Consider the following 15,920-nt stretch of genomic DNA (forward strand, 5'->3'; position numbering starts at 1 on the left):
GAAAACACGCACGCTCAACACTCCGAAAACATCACCTAAAGACCTTCTTTTTATCCCCTCATTTCTGATTGGGAGCGCAAAGATAGAAACACTTTTCTTCCCCACCAAACTATTTTCAAGGTTTTTAGAAAAAATGTGCTCACGCTTTTTCTTTTCTTTGTGTACACGGCACAATGCCACTCATCATTATGATCAATTACGACAACCGCGGGCTATTCCTCAACCTGTTCGTTTTCAAAAAGGCCGATACCCTGCGGCAACTGCTGCCGGCCATGCTGGTAGTATGCGCTTATACCGGCGCTATAGTATATATAGAGACCTGCTGGCTGCACCTTACAGAGAACAGTCCGGTGCGCAATTTCGGCGTACTGCAGACGCTGCTGGGCTTCGTCATATCCATGCTGCTGGTGTTTCGCACCAATACCGCATATGACCGCTGGTGGGAAGGCCGCAAGCTGTGGGGATCGCTGGTGAACAACAGTCGCAACCTGGCTGCGAAGCTGAACGCTATGCTGCCCAACAGCGACGACAAGAACAGGGCATTCTTTCGAAAGCTGATACCCATGTTCGCACAGGCGCTGCAGCAACACCTGCAGGCCGAGAGCACACGCCTGGCGCTGGACTCAGAACCTCATCCCGAGATACCCGACTTCGACCAGACCAAACATGTGCCCAACCAGGTGGCATCGCTCATGATCACAAAGCTGACCCTCTTATATAAAGATGGCACCATCACAGGCGACCAACTGATAGTGCTGAACGAAGAGATGCGGTCGTTCCTGGATATATGCGGGGCCTGCGAGCGCATAAAGAACACACCTATACCCTACTCTTACAGCACCTTCATCAAAAAGTTCATTTTCATGTACATCCTCACACTGCCTATAGGGCTGGTGTTCTCTCTGCATTACCTGCTCATACCCATAGTGGCGCTGGTGTTCTATGTACTGGCCAGCCTGGAGATGATAGCCGAGGAGATAGAGGATCCCTTCGGATCGGACCCCAACGACCTGCCCATGAAGAAAATGACAGAGAACATAGGCAAAAATGTAAGCGATATACTGCGCTGATATATACGCATCGGAACGAACATATATCTGGTTACTTTTATTTTACAGCTACAGTGCATACCTTTGCGACCCCAAAAACGTACGCTACATGCAAAGCACGATAAACAATGTTACAGTAATAGGATCGGGCACAATGGGCAATGGCATATGCCATGTGCTGGCCCAGGCCGGTTTCAATGTAAATATGATGGACATAAAACAGGATGCGCTCGATAGGGCCATGTCCACCATAGGCAAGAACATGGACAGGCAGGTCTCTAAAGGCGCCCTTACCGAAGAGGCCAAGCAACAGGCCCTGGGCCGTATAGCCACCCATACCGATATGGCCACTGCCGTGAAGGACGCCCACCTGGTAATAGAGGCAGCATCAGAGAATGTAGACATTAAGCTCTCTATCTTCCGCCAGCTGGACGAACTGGCCCCTGCAGGCTGCATACTTGCCTCCAATACATCTTCCATATCCATCACGCGCATAGCATCTGTTACCAAAAGGGCCGATAAGGTGATAGGTATGCACTTCATGAACCCCGTACCGGTAATGAAACTGGTAGAGGTGATAAATGGTTATGCTACATCGGCCGAGGTGACAAGCACTATATACAAGCTATCTGAGCAACTGGGCAAAGTGCCCTGCGTGGCCAACGACTATCCCGGTTTTGTGGCCAACCGCCTGCTTATACCTATGATAAACGAGGCCATCATATCGCTGCAGGAAGGCGTTGCCGGTGTTACCGAGATAGACACTATAATGAAGCTGGGTATGGCCCACCCTATGGGACCGCTGCAACTGGCCGATTTCATAGGCCTCGATGTGTGCCTTTCTATACTCAATGTACTGCATTCTGGCTTCGGCAACCCCAAATATGCCCCCTCTACCCTGCTTGTGAACATGGTGCAGGCAGGCTACCTGGGTGTGAAATCGGGCGAAGGTTTCTACAAGTACACCGCAGGCAGCAAAGACCTGGTGGTAAGCCCTATGTTCGCCACAAAAGAATGGAAATAAGCTGAACGATAAATAATAGAGAACAGATCGGGCCATCCATTAGGACGGCCCGATCTGTGTATATGGAATAGGCTAACCTATATTTCCTCTCTGAGGTCAAAGCTTTGAAGTTTGGACCTTGGACTTTGAAATTTGAACTTTGAAATTTGGAATTTTAGTCCCCTATTCCTCCACTATCTCTCTTATCTGCCCTGCCAGCGTACGCGAATATATCTCTGCCCCACGCCTGTTCAGGTGACTGTAGTTCACAAAGTTCGATCGCGACCCGGATAGCAGCGTATCCTGCGTGCGGTCTATGAAGTACACATCCTTGCGCACCAGCGCCGCATATCTTTCCCTTATCGCTTCGGCATTCAGTATACGGTCATAGCCTTCCTTGTACACGGGTGGCATCACTATTATCACCTTTATGCCCTTTGCGGTCAGCTCGTCTATGGTGCTCTTTAGCGATGCGTATACCTCCTCATTAAAGCGGGCATGAAAGGGATGAAGCGTGTCCGATACCACCTCCCAGTCATCGGTGGTCACAGCACTATAGCCGTTATCCACCGCCGGTGTTTTCGGAGGGAATATGATAGACCTGTAAAAAGATGTGTTCAGCAGCGTCAGCTTATAGCCGGGTACATACCGCGCGCGCCACATTTTCTCAGGCTCTATATCGTGCAGCGCCTCATACACATGGTCGTTGTGCAGCAATGCCAGGAAAAGATCGGGACGGGTAATGAGCTTGTTGCGGCCCAGGTTATCGAAATCGCAGGAGAAAATGACATACTTGCACCGCTTGCTGTACGATACGAACTCATGTACCAGCGCCTTGTACTGCACAAAGAAGAATGCATCCCAGGCCATGTTGTAGGTCTGCAGCCCGGTACTGTCGCTCACCATGGCAGGGTCTAGCTGGTGGTAGGCCACAGAGCTGCCGAATATCATGATATCGGCATCTATCTTGTGCGCGAAAAACCGGGTGAACTTGCTGTTCGCCTTCTTCAGGTAATAGCTGTCTATAGCATACTCTGCCGCATACAGCACACAGCACAGCACCACAGAGAACAATACTATACGGCTAAAGCTTTTCTTCATCAGAACTGGAAATAAATAAATTCCTGGTTATCGTACGCCCCTATGAGCAGTATGGCCAGAATGAGGCAACAATATACGCCCCATCGCTGATATAGTGGGCGTGCGGCCAGCGCTTCGGGTATGGGGCGGTTGCGGGTATGGCGCTGCACCAGCTCCATGAAAATGATGAGTGCCAGCCCCATCACCACATTGGCAGCGCCTACTACGGTATCGTTCTTGCCGGCCTCCAGCATCAGCAGCTTCAGTCCGTGCGGCGAGAGTATCTGGCCCCACCCATGCCCCAGGTGCCCTACTATATACAGTGCATCGTTCACATTGGCCGCGCGGAAGAATATCCACGAGAAGGTTATAAAACCCACCGTCAGCACCTTGCTGATGCCATCATTCAGCGGCTGTGGCAGCTTTTTGAAGAGTTTTTTGCGCTGCTTGCGGGTAAAGTACTCATATACCAGTGCCAGGCCGTTCAGCACACCGTAGATAATGTATTTCCACCCCGCGCCATGCCAGAAACCACTGATAAAGAAGGTAATGAGCAGGCCCAGCACCACAGACATGGTGCCCCAGTTCCTGAGCCCCAGCACTATGGGGTTGAACAGGTAATCGTTGAACCATGTAGAGAGCGATATGTGCCACCTGCGCCAGAACTCTGTAACGCTCTTGCTGCTGAAAGGCAGGTTGAAGTTCGTCATCAGCCTGAAACCCATCACCCGGGCACTGCCCAGCGCTATATCCGAATAGCCCGAGAAATCGCAGTATATCTGGAACGAGAAGAACACCGATGCCAGCACCAGCGCAGCCCCCGAGTGCCCGTGCGGGTCGGAGTATATATTGTTCACCACCACGGCCAGGCGGTCGGCTATCACTATCTTTTTGAAGAAGCCCCACAGCATCTGCCGCAGGCCATGTGCCACTTCCTCGCTATCGAAGGTGTGCTTCTCATGGAACTGATGCAGCACGTTCTGTGGCCGCTCTATAGGCCCAGCCACCAGCTGCGGGTAGAACATCACATACAGCGCATATATACCAAAGTGCCGTTCGGCCCTTTGGTTGCCCCTGTATACCTCTATGGTATAGCTCATGGCCTGGAAGGTGTGGAAAGACAGGCCTATAGGCAATATCATACCCAGGTACGAAAGCTTGTTACCACTGCCCAGCAGCAGGTTGATATTTTCTATGAAAAAATTATAATATTTAAAGACCGCCAGTATACCTATGTTGCTCACCAGGCTGGCCACAAGTAACCATTTCCGGGTGGGGCCCTCTGTTTTTTCTATATAAATGCCTGCTATATAGTCTATAATAATGGTAGCAAAAAGTATAAGTATATATACCGGCACAAAGGCCATATAGAAATAACAGCTTGCGATAAGCAGGTGGAACCAGCGGAATTTGAACGGGAGCAGGAAATATACCAGGGTAACTAGGGGGAAAAAAATAAGAAATTCGAAAGAATTGAACAGCATACTCCGGCTCTTGGGGTGGGTGCAAAGATATTCTATTTTAAGTATGGATAGACCTGCTATGATACAATGGCTTTTGCATGCATTATCCTGTCATTTTTCTACACTAAATAAACGTTACTCTATTCTCTGTATAGGTCAGCCAACTACAAAATGGCTACTTTTGCATGCAATAAGATACCGACCAGATGATGTTATCCTTCAACCACCTGAAAAAAAATCTAAAGAAAGACTTTTCCTCATTCAAAAAAATAAAGATAGCCATATTGTCAGACAGTGCATCGCAGTTGCTGAACAACGCCCTGCGCGGCTATGGCTATGAAGTGGGCCTGGACCTGGACATATACGAGGCCGACTACAACCAGATAGACCTGCAGGTCTTCGACCCCACATCCGAGCTCTATGCCTTTGCCCCCGAATACATATATATAGACCGCTCTACGCAAAAGCTGCTGAAAGAACACTATAAGCACGATACACCGGGCCAGGCCGCATTTGCCGATGAGGTACTGAAAAAAACCAAAAACTACTGCGACACCATAGCTGCCCGCCTGAAGGCCAAAATAATACTGAACACCTATCCCGAGATAAACGATAGCGTTTTTGGCAATTATGCTGCCAAAACACCTTCTTCCTTCGTATACCAGCTGCGCAAGGCCAACCTGGGCCTTATGGAGCTGGCACAAAGGGAGAAGAACGTCTTCATCAGCGACCTCGCAGGCATACAGGCACAGGTAGGCCAAAGGACCGTCTTCGACCCGAAGATGTATGTGAATGCCGATATGGTTTATAGCCTCGACCTCCTGCCGCTCATAGCCAAAAATGTCACCGATATCATTCTCAGCATAGCAGGCTCCTTCAAAAAATGCCTCATCCTCGACCTCGATAATACCACCTGGGGCGGCATCATAGGCGACGATGGTATGGAGGGCATACAGATAGGCTACTTCGGCGCTGGCAAGATATATACCGAGCTGCAGCTATGGGCCAAACAACTGAAGAAGCGCGGCATCATACTGTGCGTATGCAGCAAGAACACCGAAGAGATAGCACGCGAGCCATTCGAGAAGCACCCCGATATGGTGCTGCGTATGGATGACATAGCCGTCTTTGTGGCCAACTGGGAGACCAAGGTGGACAATATAAGGCACATCAAAAATATCCTCAACATCGGGTTCGACTCTATGGTCTTCCTCGATGACAACCCCTTCGAGCGCGAGATAGTACGCACGGCCATACCCGATATAACCGTGCCCGAGCTGCCCGAAGACCCTGCCGAATACCAAAGCTACCTGCGCCAGCTGAACCTCTTCGAAACGGCCTCCTTCACCGAAGAGGACGAACAGCGCACCCGCCAGTACCAGGAAGAGGCACAGCGCAATGTACTGCAGCAGAGCTTCGAGAACGAGGCCGACTTCCTCGCCAGCCTCGATATGCGCTCTGCGGTCAAGGAGTTCGATACCTTCAGCATACCGCGTGTATCGCAACTTACGCAGCGGTCCAACCAGTTCAACCTGCGCACCATACGCTATACCGAGGAGGACATAAAGAACATATCCTCCGATGACTCCTTCATGGGCGTATCGCTCACCCTCGAGGACCGCTTCGGCGATCACGGCCTCATAGCCCTCATCATATTGAAGAAACAGGATGCCACTACCCTCTTCATAGACACCTGGATCATGAGCTGTCGTGTACTGAAACGCGGTATGGAGAACTTCACGCTCAACACCATTGCAGACTATGCGGCGGCCAATGGTTTCACCAAAGTGATAGGCGAATACATACCTACCAAGAAGAACGGAATAGTAAAGGATCACTACGCATCGCTCGGCTTCCTGCCGGCAGATGGCCTGTGGCAACTGGACGTTGCGGAATATAAGAAAAGAGATACTTTTGTCACCGCTAAAAACGAATTATGGACTTCAACAACATCATAAAACAGGTAAACGATATATTCATAGATGTGCTCGATAACGAGGACATAAAACTCACCCCCGAGACCACTGCCGCCGATGTAGAGGATTGGGATTCCCTCAATCACATTCAACTGGTGGTAGCCATCGAAAAACACTTCAAGATGCGCTTCACCACTGCCGAGATAAATGGCTGGAAGAACGTAGGCGAAATGTGCGTGGCCATAGAGAACCGCCTGAAAGGCTAATACCACTACATGAAAGAGGGCGATAGCTTCGTACATACGTTCACAGTCACCCCGGCCACACATGCCGGGTTCATAGACATCTTCCGCGATCGCAACCCCCTGCATACCAGCGCACAGTTCGCACAGGCAAAGGGGTTTCGCGGCGAGGTCATGCACGGCAACATTCTCAATGGCTTCCTCTCCTACTTCATAGGCGAGTGCCTGCCTACCAAGGATGTCATCATACATGCACAGAGCATCAAGTTCTCCCTGCCGGTATACATGAACGATGAGCTGGAGTTCACCGCGCGTATAGTAGGCTTCTTCGAGTCGGTACGCACATACGAGTTCAAATTCTCCTTCCGCAACAAAGACGGCAAGACCGTAGCAAAAGGCGACATTCAAATAGGGCTGATATGACGATACTTGTAACAGGCGGCGCCTCGGGCCTTGGAGAGGCCATCACGCGTACACTAGCGGCCGCAGGCCACACTGTGTGCTTCACCTATGCATCTTCGCAGGCACGGGCCATGGAGCTGCAGGCCGCCCGGCCCGGCTCGCGGGCCATCCATTGCGATTTCACCTCTGCCGCATCGGTAGAGGCCCTGCTGACGGCCATACCCACCCTCAATATAGATGTACTGGTCAATAACGCTAATGGCCGCATACACAAGGACCACTTCTACAAGATGGATGCCGATGTTTTCCGCAGCAGCTTCGAGCATAATGTGCTGCCTACCCTCCGCATCACGCAGGAGGCCATAAAGGTGTTCCGCAAAAAGAAGTTCGGCAAGATAGTCAACATCATATCGGCCGCTATCATCAACAAGCCACCCTTCGGCTATTCCGAGTATATAGCCAACAAGGCATACCTGCTTTCCATGAGCAAGTCGTGGGCCAATGAGTACATCAGGTTCAACATCACATCTAACAGCATATCGCCGGGCTTCATGCTCACCAATATCACCTCCGATACCGACGAGCGCATAGTAGAGCAGATAAAGGACGCACATCCCCTGAAGCAGCTATTGCAGCCCATGGAAGTGGCCAATGCCGTAAAGTTCTATGTAGAGGCATCGCAGCAGATCAACGGCACCAACCTGGTCATAAATGCCGGTGCCGATATAGCCTGATAAGACCTTTTCAATATTACGACCTATGGGCCGTTGTGGTTGACCATACAAAGCCTTTTATACGGGAATGCTCCGTAGGAGCAACAAGTTTGTAGCGACATAGTTTGGTATCAGCACCATGCTCCGTAGGAGCTACCCTTATTATAGTGCCGGGTAGCCCCTACGGGGCAACAGCACCAGATCTCCATTTTACTACAAACATATAGCCCCTATGGGGCTAGTATCAATAACACTCCTCACCTCGGGGCACCCTGCCTGCCGCAGACAGCAGGGTCGGGATGGGCTAAAGAAAAGCGGTATGGTGTGTACACACCATACCGCTTTGTAAGTATATCAGTATCGCTTAGGCTTTCACCTCGAAGTTGGCCAGGGATATGAACTCACTCACGCGGGCGCTTATATCCTGTGCGCTTATCTCCTTCAGCTTTGTGGGACCGAATTTCTCTACGCAGTACGATGCCATTGCCGAGCCCGCTATTATAGCGCCCTTCATGCTCTCGAACGATATATCGTCCACATGGCTCAGGTAACCTATGAAGCCCCCTGCAAAGGTATCGCCGGCGCCTGTCGGGTCGAACACCTCTTCCAGCGGCAGGGCCGGGGCAGAGAATATCTTGCCTTCGTAGAACAGCAGGGCACCATGCTCGCCCTTCTTTATTATCAGGTATTTGGGGCCCATGGCCTGTATCTTCTTCGCGGCCTTTACCAGAGAGTACTCGCCGCTCAGTTGCCTTGCCTCGCTATCGTTCACCATCAGCAGGTCTACCATGCCCAGCACCTTGCGCAGGTCGTCCATGGCTATGTCCATCCAGAAGTTCATGGTATCCATTATCACCAGCTTGGGCCTTGTGCGCAGTTGGTTCAGCACACTTATCTGCACCGCGGGAGACAGGTTGCCCAGCATCACATAGTCGCTGCCCTGGTAGCTCTCTGGTATCTTGGGGTCAAAGCGGGCCAGCACGTTCAGGTCGGTCACCAGCGTATCGCGCGTGTTCATGTCCATATGGTAGCGGCCGCTCCAGAAAAAGCTCTTCTCGTCAGGCACTATCTCCACCCCCTCCAGCGCCACACCGCGGGCAGACAGCGCCTCCATCTCCTCTTCGGGAAAATCACCACCTACTATCGATACCTGGTTGATAGGCTTGGTGAAATACGATGCCGCCCATGCAGCATATGTGGCAGACCCGCCTATTATGCGGTCCACCTTTCCAAATGGGGTCTCCAGCGCGTCGAACGCCATGGTACCTACTATCAGTAATGACATATATCGTTTTTGAATTTTGCGCAAATGTACTCCTTTCAGGTTATAAAGAAGAATGGGAAGACATTTGGCAACAAACAACTGTAACAGAAACACATCAAGGCCATCAAGCCATCCTTCTACGTCCGCCATAGCCGCAGGCGACGGCGGATGCATCAAGGTTCAAACTCAATGACATTTGAAATGCTCGAAAGGTTCCTTGCAATCGAGGCATCTGTACAGCGCCTTGCACGATGTAGGGCCGAACCTGCTCACCAGTTCTGTGGTTTTAGAGTCGCACCGGGGGCAGGCCACCTCTTCTTCCTCAAAGAGGCCCAGCGCCTGGAAGGCCTTGCGGTTGGGCGGGGCTATACCATATTCCTTTAGTTTACGCTTGCCATCCTCCGTCATCCAGTCGGTGGTCCAGGCGGGACTCAGCTGGGGTTCTATCTCCAGATCGGCAATGCCACGGTTGGCCAGCGCCATGCGTATACCCAGCGCTATCACATCCATGGCCGGGCAGCCGCTGTATGTGGGCGTTATGGTCACCTTTACCTTAGCGGGGTGGCCCGTCACTACCACATCGCGCACTATGCCCAGGTCCAGTATCGTCAGCACCGGCACCTCGGGGTCTGTTACCTGCCCCAGCCATTCATACACTTTTTCCGTGGTCACTTCTGCCATCACTTTCCTTTTTTGAATAAATGCCCGTTCACCATCACACCGCCGTTCCTTGTTCTAGACACCACCACCGCAGCGGCCGGGCGCAGCAGCATCTCGTCCATGGCCAGGTAGGCGGGCATAGGTTCGTTGATGAGCCTGCACCGCACCTGCCTGCATGCTGCCGGTATGTAAAAATACTTAGAACCTCTGAACCACATATCATCGCTATCCACGCTCTCGTTGCACGCGGCCTTTTTTACTGCCAGTATATTGCCTGCACCATCCAGCAGCTCTAGCCTAACCTCGGGCGACCGACAGTTGTTCCTATCCAGCAAGAACCAGCAAGAATATTCGTACAGCACACTATCTGCAGCGGCAGGTACGCTCATCGTAGCCACTACACTATCCCTGCCACCTATACGCTGCATACCGCCGCTGCCGGCCATACCATATGTATTCGCACCATCATCATAGTGCAGCGCGGTGAATGTACCCGCACCCACACAGGTATCCACGCTCTGCATATACAGCAGCAGGCTATCTATAGCAGCCGCATGGCGGGCATCATTAGCGCGTATGCGGGCGGGGAAACATTTATATATCTTGCAGGAAGAGAAATCGGCCACATACTCCGATGCCTCCAGCAGGTAACTGTCATCGGGCGATAGCACATCATCGTTCAGCTTCATCAGCAGGAAGGGCTTATCGTTGGGCAGGTCGCGCAGCATGGGCTTATCGGCATAGGGGCCGGCCACTATCTTTACCTGCTTCTGCGCCTGGCTCCATGATGAACGAGACATCATTACATCTATGATGGGCAGTTGCAACTGCAGGGCCGCCCGGCTACCCATGGTTATGAGCCAGCCCGGATCGCCCACCCATATCTTCTCTGTACCCACATGAAAGAACTTCAGCAGCAGTATGGCCTGGAAGTCGTCCTTCCTTAGGTCATGCTCTTTGAGAAAGTTCTCCCAGTTCTGCTCATGCTTCATGACAATGACATCATAATAATAAGCGGCATCCTCGGCCCACTTGCGCGATGTACGCATATAGCCCTTTACCTCGTATGCCCATATGCTCATCGCCAGCAGCAGCAGGCCCCATGCCAGCGGCCGCTTATCGGCCTGCTTCAACCGGGCGAACCAGCCATACATAACCACAGCGGCATATACCGTTATGACATAGTAGAATATCCATGCAAAACGGCCCAGCGCCCTGAACTGGCGGAATACGGGCAGCAGGTCTTTGAGCCACTGCATGTTCCATACGAATGGTATACCCATGCTGAATACGAGGGCCGCCAATGCCACGAACAGCCACAAGGGACCCATACCTGTGCTTATGTCCTGTCCCTTTTTACCCACCCTGCGGTATACGGCCAGTACCACCGCTACCAGCAGCACCGCTATGGGCACAAGACCTATGTAAGAAAAACCCTCTCCCCCATCGCTGGCGCCGGGTACTATACCATGGTCTACCGCATAGTGCCAGAAGGGCGAATAGTAGGACGATATGGCCTGGTGCAGGTGGGTGTAGCTCTCCAGCGGATCGTAGGGCTGGCCGGGCCGGTCGGTGATGGGGTCGGTAAGTTTCAGGGCCAGCATCACTACCACTGCGGTAGCACCGCCTACCGCCAGTATGGTAGCTGCATGGCGTATCTTTTGCCCCCTGGGGCCTTTGGTAAAAATGATATACCCCACGCCATAAATAGCCGACCACACCAGCAGCATACCCGCATAGTACGGATGCAGGAAGGCCGATATGATACCAAGCACCAGCATGTACACACAATACCTGTATCGCGCGGTATGGTGGTACATATACGTCCAGTAAAAGAACATGGGTATGATGCAGGTGAATGCAAGGGCATAATGACCGCGTATGCATATGAACTGCGGGGCCAGGAAGGCTATGAGCATAGCCACTACCATAGAGAAAAGGGGAACATCGGTGAGGCGTACCAGTACCTTGTACAGATATACCGCCGATAGCACATACCCCAGCCCAAAAAGCCACCACAGCACCGCGAGCGCCGTGGGAAAGTCTACATTACCCATGGCTGCAAAGAGTACCGACAGCACGGGTATGCCATCGGTGAAAACTATATGCTCTCCATATGGGTAGTTCATGCCCCGGAACCACAGGCCCTTGCCATATGCACTGTGATACAGGTAGGTAAGGTTGTTCTTGGCACCGTCGCCGCCTATATCGCCTATCATGCGCCACGGCTCGGTGACCAGGTAAGAGAACCCCAGCACCGTAAGCGCTACGGCAAGTAGCACGGTAGCGGCAAGCCATAAATTGCGATGGGTCCTGTTCATCGGGGTCTGTTAAGAAGCAGCTTCATGAAATCGGCCATTTCCGGAAGTAAGATACGATAGTTCATGCGGCGAAAGGTGATATTGTCGCGCAGGGTCACAGGTATGGCCATCACGCGGTAACGCTTATCGCAGCAGCCCTTGTATATGAACTCGAGGTCGAAAAGGTACCTGTTGATGGTGGTGGACAAAAAGACCTCTGCGGCGCTGCGCCGGAAACCCTTGAGACCGCATTGCGTATCGGTAATGGGCATAGACAGCAACGACCGGGTAAAGAACCGCAATCCGCGCGATATGATGCGCCGCATGGCGGGCACATGGCTGTAATATGCCTCGTCCTTTACGCCTGCCGCTATGTCGCACTCATTGTTGTGCAGGCGCCTGTATACTGCTTCCATACTGGCCAGTGTATAGGGCAGGTCTATATCGGTATACATTATTATATCTCCCCCGGCGGCGGTCACGCCTTGGCGTATGGCATAGCCCTTGCCCATGTTCTCGTCATATTGTATCACTTGCAGGTAGGGCAGGTTATCCTTTAGCCATTGCAAGGTGGCATCGGTGACGGTATCGCTGCGGCCGTCCAGCACCAGTATCAGTTCCATCTGCTCGCCTATCACCTGCCTGAACGCCTCTGCGCCACTGCGAACTATCTGTTCCCAGCCGGGTTGGGGTGCATAACAAGGCAATATGAGCGATACTGGCATGCGGGGCAAAAATAGTCTTTTATGTAACGGGCTATGAGCGTAAAAAGTATAGTGGTAATTGAAAATAAATGATAATGGCAGCCTGCGCTGCCATTATTAAGAAGTAATGTTATTATGATAATTAGTTGAACCTGTCGTACTGGTTGTAGGTATCGTAGGTGTTGTACCATGCATACTCCGACCATTTGCCCGAGAACGGCATAATGATGAGCGATGCCATGAACTGGCCGCTGGAGCTGATGGTGAACGGCCCCTGGTTGTAGGCCGCGAGGGCTGTGTTCTGGTCCAGCAGGTTCATGTTGCCTGCGGTGTACATAAGGCGGATCTTCCAGCAGAAGCCCGTGAATACCGAAAGGTCCAGCTTGGCATATGGCCATATGCTGTTGCCCCACTGCGATTTGTAGCCGCTAACACCTGACAGCGTAGAGAGCGTGATCTGCGGATAGATACCCGCGCCTATAGACATACCCAGGGGTAGCCTTTGCGTAAGTATGGCATCGTTGCCTACCTTATAGTCCACACCTATAGGCAGGGCGAACTGCATGGTAGAGCCATCGAGCTTGGTAGTTCTGTCGGTATAGGTGCCGCCTGTGCTCATGGTCTGGTTCAGGCTGGGCCAGGTCATTATATTACCCTGTAGCTGCACAGCTATGGCCCAGCAGCTTATGTGGCCCGTGGCCCTGAACGGCAACGCCAGCCCTATGGAACCACCGAAACCGGTGCCCTTTATATCGCGTTTGGCGGTGCTATCGCCCCTATAGTAGTTATTGGAACCGAGTACTGTGACAACACCTGTGAATGAACCGGAAGGCATTACCAGCCCGCCGCCTATCTCGTACCTGCCCTTATTGCGCAGATTGCTCCAAAAAGGGTCTATCTGGTGTTGGTATTGGGCTGAGAGACGGGTGGGTATCAAAGCTACAGCAAGTGCAAAAGCTATACATGCTTTCCTGATCAGATGCATACTATGTGTCTTTGGGTTGTAAATATATGATAAAGAGGCTTAAAAATACTACTTATACAGGTATGTAGGTAGTATTTATTTTGATGTGCATCACTTATTTTTGGCCACCACAACAGAACCTGATGGCAAAGCCCGACATATATATAGCAGATACCGGCGATAGAGGCAGAGGTGTATTCACCAGAAAGAAGATAAAAGCAGGAGACATAGTAGAAAGCGCCCCTGTGATAGTGATGAGCCATGAGGACAGGCTGCATATAGACCAGACCATATTGCAGAATTACATCTTTGAATGGCAGCCCGAGGGACAGAACATGTGCTGCATGGCGCTGGGTACCATACCTATGTACAACCACGACTATGAGTCGAACTGCGAATACTATATGGAGTACGAGGAGATGACCATGTTCGTACAGGCAGTACGCGATATAGAGGCCGGCGAAGAACTGACGGTGAACTATAACGGCACCTGGAACGACGGATCGCGCGTGTGGTTCGATGCCCGGGAAGAGGCCGAAGGATAATAGTGGTACCGGCCCTGCCGAACGGGAATAAGCATATCATATATAATATATCAACACAACAACAAGTGCGTAACTAAAGGTTTTATGCATTATTTTTGATGCGCCCGAACCAACACACTTGGGTTTCTTTCCGTCTTTTAGCGGAAACGATCAACAACTGTATATGAACCGAATTGCATTGACCGCCATGCTGTTGCTGGGTATGGCGTTAAATAGTGTTGCCCGCGACGGATACCGCATAACCCTGAAAGTGCCTGCCCTGAAGGACTCTATGGTATACCTGGTGCATTACTATGGCAAACCACTGCCCACCATATACAAGCGAGACTCGGCAAGATTCGACAAGAAGGGCGTAGCCGTTTTCGACAGCAAGGACCCCGAATTCATAGGAGGCATCTACATGATGCTTTTCTCTGACCGCAAGACCTACTTCGAGCTCTTGCTGAACAAGGGCGATGAATTCACCGTTACTGCCGACCTGAAGAAGCTGCCCGAAAGCGTATCATACACCAACTCGCCCGAGAACGACCGTTTCAGGGAGTATGTTTCCTTCCTGAAAGGCTATAGCGAACGCCAGCAGGGGCTGCAGAAAGAATATGTGAACGCACGCACTGCCGATGATACCGCTGCGCTGCGCAAACGCTCTGCCGCTATGTCGAAGGAGCTGACCACCTACCGCAGGGAACATGTGAAGAAATACCCAGGTACACTGCTGGCCTCCATATTCAGCTCGCTGGAGATACCACAGGTACCCGAAGGCCCGCATTACCTGCCTGACGGCAAGACGAAGGACAGCGCTTTTGCCTACACTTATTACAAGGCGCACTACTGGGACCAGTTCGACCTGCAGGACGACCGCCTGATACATACCCCTGTATACGATGCCCGCCTGGACGAATACATGAACAAGCTGGTACTGCCCTGGCCCGATAGCGTGATAAAGGAAAGCACCATGCTGCTCACCAAGGCCCGCGGCACAAAGGAGGTGTTCAAATATACCCTGTGGTGGCTTACCCGCATGGCCGAGAACAGCAAGGTGATGGGTATGGACGAGGTGTTCGTATACCTGGTAGAGAACTACTACATGAAGGGCGATGCCACATGGCTCACTACCGATGAGCTGAACAAATACATAGACCGCGCCATGAAGATAGCGCCCAATGTGATAGGCAACCTGGCGCCCGAGATAAAGCTGCCCATGTTCGCCGCAGATAAGCACGAGGATGCGAGCCTGCACAGTGTGAAAGCCAGGTACACCCTGCTGGTGTTCTATGCGCCCAGTTGCGGCCATTGCCGCGAAGAGATGCCTGCAATAGACTCTCTGTACCGTACTGTGCTGAAGGAAAAGGGTGTGAAGATATATGCCGTGACCACCGAGGGCGACCCTACGGCCGCCAAGGATTTCATAACCCGCTACAAGCTGAATGACTGGATGACCACATGGGACCCCGACCATTCGGGCGACTGGCGGGCGAAATATGATGTTTACAGTACGCCTACCATATATTTGCTCGACGAAAAGAAGATCATAAAAGGAAAAAGACTGGACCATTCCAACATAGCCACACTGGTAGAGATGCTGGACAAAAAACCTAAGTAGAACCAAAAACACAAC

The 15,920-nt window shown here is 51.7% G+C and carries 15 protein-coding genes; 8 read left to right on the forward strand and 7 right to left on the reverse strand.

Annotation, left to right across the window (positions count from 1 at the left end; all coding sequences use genetic code 11):
- The first annotated feature begins 173 nt into the window (after window positions 1-173).
- A complete protein-coding gene (locus ABD843_RS12050) occupies window positions 174-1,070 on the forward strand; it encodes a bestrophin family protein (protein WP_345083471.1) in 897 nt (298 codons plus the stop codon).
- An 88-nt stretch (window positions 1,071-1,158) separates the two neighbouring features.
- Window positions 1,159-2,073: a 3-hydroxyacyl-CoA dehydrogenase family protein gene (locus ABD843_RS12055; RefSeq protein ID WP_345083473.1), complete on the forward strand. Its 915-nt coding sequence runs from the start codon at window positions 1,159-1,161 to the stop codon at window positions 2,071-2,073.
- A gap of 162 nt (window positions 2,074-2,235) precedes the next feature.
- Here ABD843_RS12055 and ABD843_RS12060 read toward each other — a convergent pair whose 3' ends face one another.
- Both ABD843_RS12060 and ABD843_RS12065 read right to left on the reverse strand, forming a co-directional pair.
- Window positions 2,236-3,153: an SGNH/GDSL hydrolase family protein gene (locus ABD843_RS12060; RefSeq protein WP_345083475.1), complete on the reverse strand. Its 918-nt coding sequence runs from the start codon at window positions 3,151-3,153 to the stop codon at window positions 2,236-2,238.
- A complete protein-coding gene (locus tag ABD843_RS12065; RefSeq protein WP_345083477.1) occupies window positions 3,153-4,616 on the reverse strand; it encodes an MBOAT family O-acyltransferase in 1,464 nt (487 codons plus the stop codon). The genes ABD843_RS12060 and ABD843_RS12065 overlap by 1 nt, the downstream gene beginning before the upstream one ends.
- A gap of 185 nt (window positions 4,617-4,801) precedes the next feature.
- Between ABD843_RS12065 and ABD843_RS12070 the strand changes: the two genes are divergently transcribed.
- Genes ABD843_RS12070 through ABD843_RS12085 form a run of 4 tightly spaced genes read left to right on the forward strand, consistent with a single transcriptional unit; the run spans window position 4,802 to window position 7,889 of the window.
- Window positions 4,802-6,553, forward strand: a complete 1,752-nt coding sequence (locus ABD843_RS12070; protein ID WP_345083479.1) for an HAD-IIIC family phosphatase — start codon at window positions 4,802-4,804, stop codon at window positions 6,551-6,553.
- On the forward strand, window positions 6,532-6,777 hold the full coding sequence (locus ABD843_RS12075) for an acyl carrier protein (RefSeq protein ID WP_345083481.1): 246 nt from the start codon (window positions 6,532-6,534) through the stop codon (window positions 6,775-6,777). The genes ABD843_RS12070 and ABD843_RS12075 overlap by 22 nt, the downstream gene beginning before the upstream one ends.
- Before the next feature lie 9 nt (window positions 6,778-6,786).
- Complete coding sequence (locus tag ABD843_RS12080; protein ID WP_345083483.1) at window positions 6,787-7,176, forward strand: MaoC/PaaZ C-terminal domain-containing protein; 390 nt, start codon at window positions 6,787-6,789, stop codon at window positions 7,174-7,176.
- On the forward strand, window positions 7,173-7,889 hold the full coding sequence (locus tag ABD843_RS12085) for an SDR family NAD(P)-dependent oxidoreductase (RefSeq protein WP_345083485.1): 717 nt from the start codon (window positions 7,173-7,175) through the stop codon (window positions 7,887-7,889). The genes ABD843_RS12080 and ABD843_RS12085 overlap by 4 nt, the downstream gene beginning before the upstream one ends.
- Window positions 7,890-8,232: 343 nt before the next feature.
- Here the strand turns inward: ABD843_RS12085 and ABD843_RS12090 are convergent, their stop codons facing one another.
- The 5 genes from ABD843_RS12090 to ABD843_RS12110 form a co-directional block, all read right to left on the reverse strand.
- Complete coding sequence (locus ABD843_RS12090) at window positions 8,233-9,153, reverse strand: PfkB family carbohydrate kinase (protein ID WP_345083487.1); 921 nt, start codon at window positions 9,151-9,153, stop codon at window positions 8,233-8,235.
- 165 nt (window positions 9,154-9,318) lie between these two features.
- Window positions 9,319-9,813 carry a 1,2-phenylacetyl-CoA epoxidase subunit PaaD gene (gene paaD, locus ABD843_RS12095; protein ID WP_345083489.1) on the reverse strand — a complete coding sequence of 165 codons (495 nt, stop codon included), beginning with the start codon at window positions 9,811-9,813 and terminating at the stop codon, window positions 9,319-9,321.
- Complete coding sequence (locus ABD843_RS12100) at window positions 9,813-12,113, reverse strand: DUF6311 domain-containing protein (RefSeq protein ID WP_345083491.1); 2,301 nt, start codon at window positions 12,111-12,113, stop codon at window positions 9,813-9,815. Before ABD843_RS12100 ends, paaD begins: the two co-directional genes overlap by 1 nt.
- Window positions 12,110-12,817, reverse strand: coding sequence for a glycosyltransferase (locus tag ABD843_RS12105; protein WP_345083524.1), 708 nt, complete (start codon window positions 12,815-12,817; stop codon window positions 12,110-12,112). The genes ABD843_RS12100 and ABD843_RS12105 overlap by 4 nt, the downstream gene beginning before the upstream one ends.
- A 121-nt stretch (window positions 12,818-12,938) precedes the next feature.
- Window positions 12,939-13,781: a hypothetical protein gene (locus tag ABD843_RS12110; protein WP_345083493.1), complete on the reverse strand. Its 843-nt coding sequence runs from the start codon at window positions 13,779-13,781 to the stop codon at window positions 12,939-12,941.
- A gap of 122 nt (window positions 13,782-13,903) precedes the next feature.
- On the opposite strand from ABD843_RS12110, the gene ABD843_RS12115 reads away from it, so the two are divergent.
- Together ABD843_RS12115 and ABD843_RS12120 are read left to right on the forward strand one after the other, a co-directional pair.
- Window positions 13,904-14,305 carry an SET domain-containing protein gene (locus ABD843_RS12115; RefSeq protein WP_345083495.1) on the forward strand — a complete coding sequence of 134 codons (402 nt, stop codon included), beginning with the start codon at window positions 13,904-13,906 and terminating at the stop codon, window positions 14,303-14,305.
- Window positions 14,306-14,468: 163 nt separating this feature from the next.
- Window positions 14,469-15,905, forward strand: coding sequence for a redoxin domain-containing protein (locus tag ABD843_RS12120; RefSeq protein WP_345083497.1), 1,437 nt, complete (start codon window positions 14,469-14,471; stop codon window positions 15,903-15,905).
- Window positions 15,906-15,920 lie beyond the last annotated feature (15 nt).

Origin of the sequence: Nemorincola caseinilytica (assembly GCF_039540515.1) — a bacterium.
Lineage (GTDB): Bacteria > Bacteroidota > Bacteroidia > Chitinophagales > Chitinophagaceae > Nemorincola > Nemorincola caseinilytica.

Bases quoted from the DNA above. Each gene is read 5' to 3' on its own strand.
- ABD843_RS12060 (WP_345083475.1), bottom strand. From the start codon at position 3,153: ATGAAGAAAAGCTTTAGCCGTATAGTATTGTTCTCTGTGGTGCTGTGC.
- ABD843_RS12105 (WP_345083524.1), bottom strand. From the start codon at position 12,817: ATGCCAGTATCGCTCATATTGCCTTGTTATGCACCCCAACCCGGCTGG.
- ABD843_RS12085 (WP_345083485.1), top strand. From the start codon at position 7,173: ATGACGATACTTGTAACAGGCGGCGCCTCGGGCCTTGGAGAGGCCATC.
- ABD843_RS12065 (WP_345083477.1), bottom strand. From the start codon at position 4,616: ATGCTGTTCAATTCTTTCGAATTTCTTATTTTTTTCCCCCTAGTTACC.
- ABD843_RS12110 (WP_345083493.1), bottom strand. From the start codon at position 13,781: ATGCATCTGATCAGGAAAGCATGTATAGCTTTTGCACTTGCTGTAGCT.
- ABD843_RS12100 (WP_345083491.1), bottom strand. From the start codon at position 12,113: ATGAACAGGACCCATCGCAATTTATGGCTTGCCGCTACCGTGCTACTT.
- ABD843_RS12090 (WP_345083487.1), bottom strand. From the start codon at position 9,153: ATGTCATTACTGATAGTAGGTACCATGGCGTTCGACGCGCTGGAGACC.
- paaD (WP_345083489.1), bottom strand. From the start codon at position 9,813: ATGGCAGAAGTGACCACGGAAAAAGTGTATGAATGGCTGGGGCAGGTA.
- ABD843_RS12075 (WP_345083481.1), top strand. From the start codon at position 6,532: ATGGACTTCAACAACATCATAAAACAGGTAAACGATATATTCATAGAT.
- ABD843_RS12070 (WP_345083479.1), top strand. From the start codon at position 4,802: ATGATGTTATCCTTCAACCACCTGAAAAAAAATCTAAAGAAAGACTTT.
- ABD843_RS12115 (WP_345083495.1), top strand. From the start codon at position 13,904: ATGGCAAAGCCCGACATATATATAGCAGATACCGGCGATAGAGGCAGA.
- ABD843_RS12055 (WP_345083473.1), top strand. From the start codon at position 1,159: ATGCAAAGCACGATAAACAATGTTACAGTAATAGGATCGGGCACAATG.
- ABD843_RS12120 (WP_345083497.1), top strand. From the start codon at position 14,469: ATGAACCGAATTGCATTGACCGCCATGCTGTTGCTGGGTATGGCGTTA.
- ABD843_RS12050 (WP_345083471.1), top strand. From the start codon at position 174: ATGCCACTCATCATTATGATCAATTACGACAACCGCGGGCTATTCCTC.
- ABD843_RS12080 (WP_345083483.1), top strand. From the start codon at position 6,787: ATGAAAGAGGGCGATAGCTTCGTACATACGTTCACAGTCACCCCGGCC.